General features: G+C 68.6%; 8 protein-coding genes and 1 pseudogene. 4 read left to right on the top strand and 5 right to left on the bottom strand.

What is annotated here, in order from left to right:
• Positions 1-546, top strand: a pseudogene (locus NBRGI_RS26200) (NAD(P)/FAD-dependent oxidoreductase); the annotation flags it as partial.
• 22 nt (positions 547-568) lie between these two features.
• Here NBRGI_RS26200 and NBRGI_RS48215 read toward each other — a convergent pair.
• Positions 569-706: a hypothetical protein gene (locus NBRGI_RS48215; RefSeq protein ID WP_158439923.1), complete on the bottom strand. Its 138-nt coding sequence runs from the start codon at positions 704-706 to the stop codon at positions 569-571.
• A gap of 128 nt (positions 707-834) precedes the next feature.
• On the bottom strand, positions 835-1992 hold the full coding sequence (locus NBRGI_RS45460; protein WP_148310955.1) for a hypothetical protein: 1158 nt from the start codon (positions 1990-1992) through the stop codon (positions 835-837).
• 386 nt (positions 1993-2378) lie between these two features.
• Between NBRGI_RS45460 and hrpB the strand changes: the two genes are divergently transcribed.
• Positions 2379-4820, top strand: coding sequence for an ATP-dependent helicase HrpB (gene hrpB / locus NBRGI_RS26185; RefSeq protein ID WP_200882221.1), 2442 nt, complete (start codon positions 2379-2381; stop codon positions 4818-4820).
• A gap of 129 nt (positions 4821-4949) precedes the next feature.
• Here hrpB and NBRGI_RS26180 read toward each other — a convergent pair whose 3' ends face one another.
• A complete protein-coding gene (locus NBRGI_RS26180) occupies positions 4950-5441 on the bottom strand; it encodes a nuclear transport factor 2 family protein (protein ID WP_029899870.1) in 492 nt (163 codons plus the stop codon).
• A gap of 10 nt (positions 5442-5451) precedes the next feature.
• On the bottom strand, positions 5452-6030 hold the full coding sequence (locus NBRGI_RS26175) for an NADPH-dependent FMN reductase (RefSeq protein ID WP_029899869.1): 579 nt from the start codon (positions 6028-6030) through the stop codon (positions 5452-5454).
• A 106-nt stretch (positions 6031-6136) separates the two neighbouring features.
• Here NBRGI_RS26175 and sigJ point away from each other — a divergent pair, with 106 nt between their 5' ends.
• Positions 6137-7024 carry an RNA polymerase sigma factor SigJ gene (gene sigJ, locus NBRGI_RS26170; RefSeq protein ID WP_029899868.1) on the top strand — a complete coding sequence of 296 codons (888 nt, stop codon included), beginning with the start codon at positions 6137-6139 and terminating at the stop codon, positions 7022-7024.
• 75 nt (positions 7025-7099) lie between these two features.
• Positions 7100-9190, top strand: a complete 2091-nt coding sequence (locus tag NBRGI_RS26165; protein ID WP_200882220.1) for a phosphocholine-specific phospholipase C — start codon at positions 7100-7102, stop codon at positions 9188-9190.
• A 56-nt stretch (positions 9191-9246) separates the two neighbouring features.
• On the opposite strand, the gene NBRGI_RS26160 is transcribed toward NBRGI_RS26165, so the two are convergent.
• Entirely contained in the window at positions 9247-9489 is a 243-nt protein-coding gene (locus tag NBRGI_RS26160; RefSeq protein ID WP_051728036.1) for a hypothetical protein, read from the bottom strand.
• Positions 9490-9576 lie beyond the last annotated feature (87 nt).

Genomic DNA, 9576 nt, shown 5'->3' with positions numbered 1-9576 from the left:
CTGGCCACCGGCTACGAGGTGTTCTCCGATCCGGAAAGCTACAAGCCTGGCACCGTGCTCGGCCGCGACGGGTTCGACCTCGGGGTGTTCTACAACACCGAGGAACTCAAGGCCTACTACAGCACCTCGGTGGCCGGTGTGCCGAATCGGTTCATCATGATCGGCCCGTACTCATGGACCGGCACCGCGTTCCACTACTTCGTGGAGAACGCGATGCGGCATATCGCGACGGTCATCGAGGAAACCCGCCGACGCGGGGCGACCGTGGTGGAAGTGCGGCCGCAGGCCCAGGAGCGCTTCCATCAGCAGATGCTGCGCAGCGGACGAAACCTGTCCTACTACTTGGAAACTCGGTGCGCGGGATCCAATAGTTACTTCATCAATTCGCAGGGCAAATCCCCGTATCTGCGGCCGTGGTCGTTGCTGAAGACCTATCGCAAGGCAACGCGTTTCGACCGCGAAGATTACAGCTACCGCGGTCCGGCGCGCCGCGACGATCCGGTCGACGCGCCGGACATCGAATTGGCCGCGGCCGAACTGTCGTAGCCGGACGCGACGCGTGCGCGCGTCACGCAGGGATCGCCGCGGTCAGCGAGTAACTCAGCCCGAGCGCGGCGATCACCACTATCAGTAGCAGCGCCAACAGCATGCCGGGCACGTTGTCGATGAGGGCCGGTTCGTTGCGGTCGGTGCGCGATACTGCCATGGGATCGACCTCCGGTAAATCGGGCGTGGTGTATTGCTGCGATTCCCTGTTGCGCGAGGGTCAAACATGGACGGATGTGACTTGTGTCCACTGCTGTGGGCCGAGAGTCGCGGACCGGGATCGCGGTGTCAGAAAAGTCCTGCACCGACGAGGTCGGCGAACTGGTTGCCGCCGCCGGACCAATCGGCGGTGTCGAGCGTGTCGCCGAGGTCGAACATGCGGGTGCCGGTGTCGGACGAGCGGGTGCCGCTGTCGCCGAACCAATCGAAGGACTGGCCGCTGTCGTCACCGAACATGTCGGTGAAGTCGGAGGCGTTGTCCCAGCCGCTGTCGCCGAACCAATCGAAGCTGTCGTCGCTGCCGTACGGGTCGCTGCCGTAGCGGTCGCCGGGGTCGGTGCCGAACAGATCGCCGAAGGGGTCGCCTGGGGCGTCGTCTCGACCGTCGCCGAGCCAGTCGAATCCGCCGCCCGCATCGTCCGGGCCTGACGCGTCGCTACCATCGCCGAACAGGTCGGTGTAGTCGCCGCTGAGCGGGTCTGCATCGTCGAAAGGATTGTCGCCGAACGGATCGCCGGGCTGTGAAGTATCGCCGCTCTGGTCGTCGCCGAACCGATCCGACCCGTCGGCGGGCGGGGTTTGCTGATCGTCGCCGCTCGGTTTCTCCGGTTTCGGCCGGGGTGCGCCGGGACGGGTCGGCCGATCGTCGGGGTCGCCCTTCTGCGGGGTGCTGTCGGCGGGCGACTCCGCGTTGTTCGGCTTTCCGCGCTGGTACATCTTGTTGAGTTCGCCGACTTCGCTTTTACCCAGTGGGCTGGGGCCGTCACCGCACCGGTTGACGACGCTGGCCATGATGCTGCACCCGCTGTCGTTGTGATCGAGGCCGATGGCGTGCAGCAGTTCGTGTCCGGCGATCTCGGTGCGGTCGGCCGGGTCGAAACTGCTGTTCTTGGGGTCGAGTTTGACGAACGGACCGTTGTCCCAGCCGCCCAAGCCCGCGACATCGCCTTGAAAATGTTCATTGCTGATATCGATCGCGCCATTACCCGTTCCCGGTTTGAGCACGATGTTCAGACCGGGCGTCGCATTCAGATGCTTTACCGCGTTCTCGATCCCGGGATCATGAATCTTGTTGTTATAGTGAATGATCGCCCGCCCATCTTTGTCATACCCCTGCACCTTCGCCCGAAAGTCGAAACTCGCCGCCTGCGCGACCCCCGCAGCGGTCGCGACCGAACTCAACGCCGCAGGCGTGAGCAGCGCTCCCGCCACCAACGTGGCAAACAACCGAGGCCGCCCATGCCCCGGCCCCGGCACAACCCGATGCTTCCCCCGATAACGACGACGACCGCCCACATCAGGCATGACCTGAACACCTCCGAATATCAGCGAACCGCCTCCGTCACACGGCCCGGCGGCGTCGACAGTACTGGTCGAAACGCCCCGATGCGCAAACTATAAGCCGCAGCTAAACACGCGAAAAAGGTCTCAGGACAACGTATTTAAGCGCGGTCTGCAACGACGTTAGTTCGCAGGAAAATGCGCGGGGGTGTCGGATTCGTGACTCGCTACGCCGTTCGGGGCCGGGCTGATCGAGCCTTGAACGGTCGCGGGCGGGCTGGCCGGGTGGGTGGTTGCGCCGCCGGGGCGCGGCGACGGCAGACTGGTTGCCGATGAAACTGCCCGAACTGCCCGAGCTACCGGTCCGCCCCGCACTCGATGGTCTCGTCGAGACGTTGGCCGAGCGGGCGACCGCTGTGCTGGTCGCGCCGCCGGGGACGGGAAAGACGACGCTGGTGCCGCTGGCCTTGGCGGCGGCGGGCACCGGGCGGGTGCTGGTGGCCGAGCCGCGGCGGCTGGCCGCGCGGGCGGCGGCGGCGCGGATGGCGGCGTTGCTCGGCGAGTCGGTGGGGGAGACTGTCGGGTACTCGGTGCGCGGAGACCGGCGTGTCGGCCCGGGCACCCGGATCGAGGTGGTCACCTCCGGACTGCTGGTGCGACGGTTGCAAGGCGACCCCGAATTGGCGGGGGTCGGTGTGGTGATGCTCGACGAGTGCCACGAGCGGCACCTCGACGCGGATCTGCTGCTGGCGCTGCTGCTCGACGCCAGGGCGGGGTTGCGGCCGGACCTGCGAGTGCTGGCCACCTCGGCAACCGTGGCAGCCGAACGGCTTTCGGCACTGCTCGACCCGGCGCACGGTGCGCCGGTGGTGCAGGTCGAGGGGCGGACGTACCCGGTGCGGACGACCTATGTGCCGCAGTTGCCCCGGGAGCGGGTCGAAGCTCAGGTCGCGCGGGCGACCCGGGCGGCGCTGGCCGGCACCGATGGCGATGTCCTGGTTTTTCTGCCCGGTGCCGCCGAGATCCGCCGGACGACAGCGCTTCTCGCCGATCTGGCTGAGGTGGATGTTGTCCCGTTGCACGGCAGGCTCGCCGCGGCGGGTCAGGATACGGCGCTGCGCCCTGGCGTTCGGCGGCGCATAGTGCTGTCCACGGCCGTGGCGGAATCGAGTCTGACGGTGCCGGGCGTTCGGGCCGTGGTGGACTCCGGGCTGGCCCGGGTGCCGCGCATCGATCGGGGGCGCGGACTGTCCGGGCTTGCGACCGTGCGGGTTTCGGCGGCGGTCGCCGAACAGCGCGCGGGCCGCGCCGGCCGCGAAGGCCCCGGCCACGTGTGGCGGTGCTGGCCGGAATACGAGCACGCCACCCTTCCCGCGTATCCGGAGCCGGAGATCCGGACGGCGGATCTCACGCGGCTGGCGTTGGAATTGGCATGCTGGGGTACGGCCGACGGTCACGGCCTGGCCTGGTGGGACGCACCACCGCCCGGCGGCCTGGCGGCGGGCCGGGAAGTGTTGCGCGCGTTGGGCGCTGTGCACGACGACGGCACGGTCACCGACCGTGGGCGGCGCATCGCCGGGATCGGTCTGCATCCCCGGTTGGCGCGCGCGTTGCTCGACGGTGCGGCCGAGGTGGGCGCGCGGGCGGCGGCGGAGGTGGTGACCGTGCTCGACGACGACACCCTGCTGTCCGGTGTCGATCTCGTGTCCGGTCTGCGCGCGCTGCGCCGCGAGCGGCCCGGTCGCTGGCAGCGTGAAGTCGCACGGCTCGCCCGCGCGGTGGCTGCGCCGGACGGTCGCGACGATCCGGCTTTCGTTGTGGCACTGGCCTATCCGGAACGGCTCGCGCGGCGCCGCGCGCCGGGCTCGACCAGCTACCTCATGGCCGGTGGCACCGCGGTCGCATTGCCGCCGGGTTCCGGGTTAGGCGATGCGGAGTGGTTGGCGGTCGGCGTGGCGACGCGCGATCCAGGGCGTTCCGACGGGCAGGTCCGGCTGGCGGCCGTCGCCGACGAACAGTTGGCGCGCCGCGCGGCGGCGAACCTGCTGAGCACCGTGGACGAGGTCGCCTGGGTGGATGGCGACGTGGTGGCCCGGCGGGTCGAGCGCCTCGGTGCGATCGTGCTGTCGGAGCGGCCGATTCGCGACCCGGACCGTGAATTGCTCGGTGCCGCAGTGCGTCGCGGCGTGCAGGAGAGCGGCATCGAGGTGCTGCGCTGGGATGCCGAGGCGGTCTCGCTGCGCCAGCGCCTCGACTTCCTGCATCGCACCCTCGGCGCGCCGTGGCCCGCGGTCGACGATGAATCGTTGCTCGCCGACACCGAACGCTGGCTCGGCCCGGAACTCGCCGCCGCCCGCAATCGCGCCGACCTCGCCCGCATCGACGCCGCAACGGCACTGCGTCGGCTACTGCCTTGGCCGGAGGCCGCCCAGCTGGACGAATTGGCTCCGGAACGGCTGACGGTCCCGTCCGGTAGTCGTCCCCGCCTCGACTACTCGGCCGACCCGCCCGTGCTCGCGGTCAAGGTGCAGGAGGTTTTCGGTTGGGCGGACGCGCCGCGCCTGGCCGGCGGACGCGTCCCGATCGTCCTGCACCTGCTGTCACCCGCGCAGCGCCCGGTCGCCGTTACCGCGGACCTGGCCTCCTTTTGGCGCGCCGGCTGGCTGCAGGTGCGCGCGGATCTGCGCGGTCGCTATCCCAAACACGCTTGGCCGGAGGATCCTGCCACGGTGCCCGCCCATCGCGGGACGGCGCGCAACGCGAGCCGTAACTGAGCGCTGTTGGGCTGCCTGCTATTTCGGCAGCCGAACCGCCGGATCTGCCGGATAGCGGCGGCGCCCATCGGGACCCGGCCGGGCTCGCCGGGAGATGAACGCGGGCTGCGGTGGAGTGCGTCGGCCCGCTCAACCGTGCAGCCGGGCCGCGGAGACATCGATACCCAGCCCGTGCTCGCCGGGCGGTGCACCCGGCAGCGGTGAGTTGTCGAGATAGCGGATCTCGTAGACCCGCTCGGTGAACTTCCAGCCCGCTGCCGTGCGCCGGTAGCGATCGTGGTAGATCGCGTAGTTGGAATGCGTACTGCCGCTTCTCAATCGACCGAGTTCGTGGATGTAGGCACGGCCCGAGGCGGTGTCGCCGTCGAGTTCGATGACACCGGTATGGGTGTGCTGGACGAAGTACTCCCAGGCCTCCTGCATGCGCGGGAGCGCGTGCTGCAACTCGGCGCGACCGGTGAGTTCGATCTCCGCGTCCGGGATGCGGAGCACAGCGTCGTCGGTGAACAGGGTGAGCAGGCGATCCGGGTCGCGCATCATCACGGCGTCGCTGAACTCGGCACCGAGCGCCGCGATCTCGATGCGGTCGGTGAGTGCGCGAAAGTCGTTCGGTATCAGCATGTTCGACTCCTCAGGAGGTGACGAGGGCGGACCGGCGGAGCGGGGCGAGCGCGGTGCTCCACGCGACGACCTTCTCCAGCAGTTTGTCCAGTGCGGCGGCGTGCCGTTCGTTCGGACGGAAAGCGGTGTAGTTCTCGAAATCGGTGAGCACCGAGACGGTGACCTGCGGGCTCACGTCGGCCATGCCGAGCGCACTGCACACCTGACGCAGCTGCTCCACCGCGAGCACGCCGCCCCCGGCTCCGTAGGACACGAAGCCGACCGCCTTGTCGGTCCACTGCGCGAACAGGTGATCGATGGCGTTCTTCAGCACACCCGGTGCGCCGTGGTTGTATTCGGGCGTCACGATGACGAAGCCGTCGAACGGGGCGATTCGCTCGGCCCAGGCGCGGGTGTGCGCGTGCACCGAGGGGCCGAACATGGGCGCCACCGGCTCGTCGAGGTGGGGCAGCGGGTGCGCGCGCAGGTCGATGAGGTCGAACTCGGCGTCGCCGCGAGTCGCCGCCGTGTCCAGCACCCATTGCGCGACCTGTGGGCCGTTCCGGTTCGGGCGGGTGCTGCCGAGGATGATGCCGATTCTGATGGTCATGCCCTACCGACGACGCACCCGGGGGAAATGTCAGGCCGGCTCACATACCGGGTCGCTGTTTCGTCAGTCTGGGTAAGGAACGTATCGACCGAAGGAGCCGACCACCATGACCGATCCGCAACCGCGGCCGGTGCTCAGCGAACGTCGTCAGCTGATCAACCTGGCCTACCGGCTGCTCGGCTCGTTGGCCGAGGCCGAGGACGTGGTGCAGGAGGCGTACGCGCGCTGGTACGCGATGTCCGACGCGCAACGCGAGGCCGTGGCCGAGCCGGGCGCGTGGCTGACCACCGTCGCCGGGCGCATCTGCCTCGATCTGCTCGGTTCGGCCCGCGCCCGTCGGGAACGGTATGTGGGCGAATGGATTCCGGAACCGGTGCCGGGACGCTCCGAATGGCTGGGCGGGCCGATGCCCGCGGATCCCGCGGACCGGATCACCCTGGACGAGTCGATCAGCATGGCGTTTCTCGTGGTCCTGGAATCCATGACACCGGCCGAGCGGGTGGCGTTCGTCTTGCACGACGTGTTCCGCTACTCCTTCGCTGAGGTCGCCGACGTGGTCGGGCGCACCCCGGCGGCCTGTCGGCAGCTGGCGTCCTCCGCGCGTCGCCGGATCCGCACCTCCCGTGACGTCACCCTCTCCGAACGCGCGGAGGTCGTGAGGGATTTCAAGAAGGCTTGGGAGACCAGCGATATCGAAGCGTTGATCGGCCTGCTGGACCCGCAGGCGATCGCGACCGCCGACAGCGGCGGCCTGGCCCCGGCCTTCCGGGAGCCGATCAGCGGCGGTGCGCGGATCGCCGCCGCCTGGCTCGAGATCGCCGCCCGGGCTCCGGAGGTGACGCTGATCGAACGCACGGTGAACGGTCAGCCCGGATTGGTGGCGCTCGTCGCCGGCGTCATCGTCTCGGTGTACGCCTTCGACATCGCGGATCGGCGGATCACTCGTATCTGGGTGATCCGGAATCCGGACAAGCTGCGGCCTTGGACCGAATGACCCGTCGTCGCGGTAGCGTTTGCTCTGTTCATCCCCTGGCAAACCGCGGTCACTAGCATCCCCGAGATGGTCCCGATGTCACGTCGACACCTGTTCGGCTCCCTGGCGACAGCTGCGGCTGCGTCGCTGCTGCCGCCTTCGCTACACCGCGCCATGGCCGCGCCCATGCGACGCGGCGGGCTCGCGGAGATCGAGCACGTGGTGCTGTTGATGCAGGAGAACCGCTCGTTCGACCACTACTACGGGACGCTGCGCGGGGTGCGCGGATTCGGCGACGAGTCACCGTTGCGGCTGCGCACCGGGCGTTCGGTGTTCCATCAACCGCAGCCGGCGCCGCCCGGACAGCTCCCCGCACCGGCCACCGAGGTGCTGCCGTTCTCCCTGCGCGCCGCGGCGGCCAGGGCCGGTCGCCCGGACAGCGACATCCAATATCTCGACGCCCTGAACCACGAGTGGTACGGCAGTACCGCGGCGTGGGCGCAGGGTTGGTACGACGGCTGGATTCCGGCGAAGACGCCCGCCACGATGACCTACTACGAGCGCCGCGACATCCCACTGCAATACGAGCTGGCCGAGACGTTCACCATCTGCGACGCCTACCACTGCTCACTGTTCGGCGGGACCAACCCGAATCGGAACTATTTCTTCACCGGCACTACCGGATTCGAGCCCGGCACCCGGAAACGGGCTGTCGCCAACGATGCCTACGAGATCGATCACCCCGGCTATGCGTGGACGACATATCCGGAGCGGCTGGAGCCTGCGGGCGTGTCCTGGCAGATCTATCAGGAGTGGGACAACTTCACCGACAACCCGGTCGAATACTTCCTGCCGTTCAAACGCATCGGCACCCGGCTGCTGGCCGAAGTCGACGGGGGATACCGGACCACCGAACAGCTGTACACCGCGCTGCTGACCCTGCCCGAGGCCGACCGGCAGCGGCTGCTCGGACAGCTCGACGCGGCACTCGGCGGGCTGACGGCGCAGCAGCGCAGGTTGTTCGACCGTGCCATGTACCGCAGCGCGCCGGGAACGTTGCTGCAACGCTTCCGCGCCGACGTCGCGGCGGGCACCCTGCCCGCGGTGACGTGGCTGGTGCCGCCCCAGGCGCTGAGCGAGCATCCGTCCGGTTCGACGCCGGTGGCCAGCGCGAACCTCATCTACGAATTGCTCGACATCATCGCGTCGGATCCCGGGACCTGGTCGAAGACAGCGCTGTTCATCAACTTCGACGAGAACGACGGCTTCTTCGACCACGTGCCGCCGCCCGTGCCGCCGCGACCCGCGGACGGAGAGGGCGACGACTGGTATGAGGGACGGGCGATCGGGCTCGGACCGCGGGTGCCGATGGTGGTGGTATCGCCCTGGACCATCGGTGGTTTCGTCGACTCCGAGGTGTTCGACCACACCTCGGTGCTGCGATTCCTGGAAACCTGGACCGGCGTCGCCGAACCGAATATCAGCGAGTGGCGCCGCACCGCCTGTGGCGACCTGACCTCGGCCTTCGACTTCATGAACCCCGGCAGGCCGCCGACGCTGCACCGTCCCGGACCGGTGCCCGCGCCCGTCACCCGGTGGATGCCGAATCCGCCACCCGCGCAATCGGTTCCGGAACAGGAGCCCGGCCGCCGACCGGCTCGGACGTTGCCCTACCAGCCGACGGTGTCGGCCGTGCTGCGTTCGCCCACCCGGCTGGCGGTCACACTGCGCAACAGCGGTGCGCGACCCGCGCACTTCACCCTCTACAGCTATGCGGGCGAACCCAGCTTCCCGGTCCACCTCGATGTCGCGCACGAAGCGACCGAAATCGTCACCGTCGCAGGTGCTTACGATATCGCCGTACAGGGGCCGAACCGTTTCTGGCACGAACTGCGGGGGAACACCTCGGGCGCCGCGGCCGATATCGTTGTCCGCCAACTGATTCGGCGCGGGCGCCTCTCGGTCGACCTGGCCAACGGCGGGAACGACCAGGTCACGCTGACCCTCTCCGCCCGCCGCTTCACCACGACCCGGCGCGAAGTGATCCTGCCGCCCGGCACCACGGAATCCGTCGATTGGCCGACCGACGACGGTTGGTACGACCTCACCGTCACATGCGCCGAGGATCCACCCTTCATCTGTCGTCTGACCGGCCGTATCGAAGTCCCCGCCGTGGACGTCGACTGATAGCAGCCAGGGTCCGCCCGCGCGAGCGGACGGACCTCGGTACGGCGCGCCGCAGATCAGTCCGCGAAAACCTCATCGATCGAGTCGTACTTCGCGGCGCGAACAATCCAGGTATCGAGTTGATCCACGTCCGTGCCATTGACGACTCTTGCCTCGAGCGCGGGCGGCACTTCCAGGTGCTTGGCTCCCAGCACCGTGAGCAGCGCTTCGGCCTTGCCCTCGGCGCGGCCTTCTGCCTCACCTTTGGCACGGCCTTCCGCCTCGGCCTTGAAGTGCATTTCGTTGAAGTAGTCGCTCATGTAGGGGCCGGGGAGTGAGTTGGGCGGCGTTTTCGCGCCGGAGTGTCGCCGTGCAGGATGTGCGGTGTTGCTGTGCCGCGCCGTGGT

Source organism: Nocardia brasiliensis IFM 10847 (assembly GCF_000710915.1).
Classification (GTDB): domain Bacteria; phylum Actinomycetota; class Actinomycetes; order Mycobacteriales; family Mycobacteriaceae; genus Nocardia; species Nocardia brasiliensis_A.
This window is presented reverse-complemented; position numbering and strand designations above follow the sequence as displayed.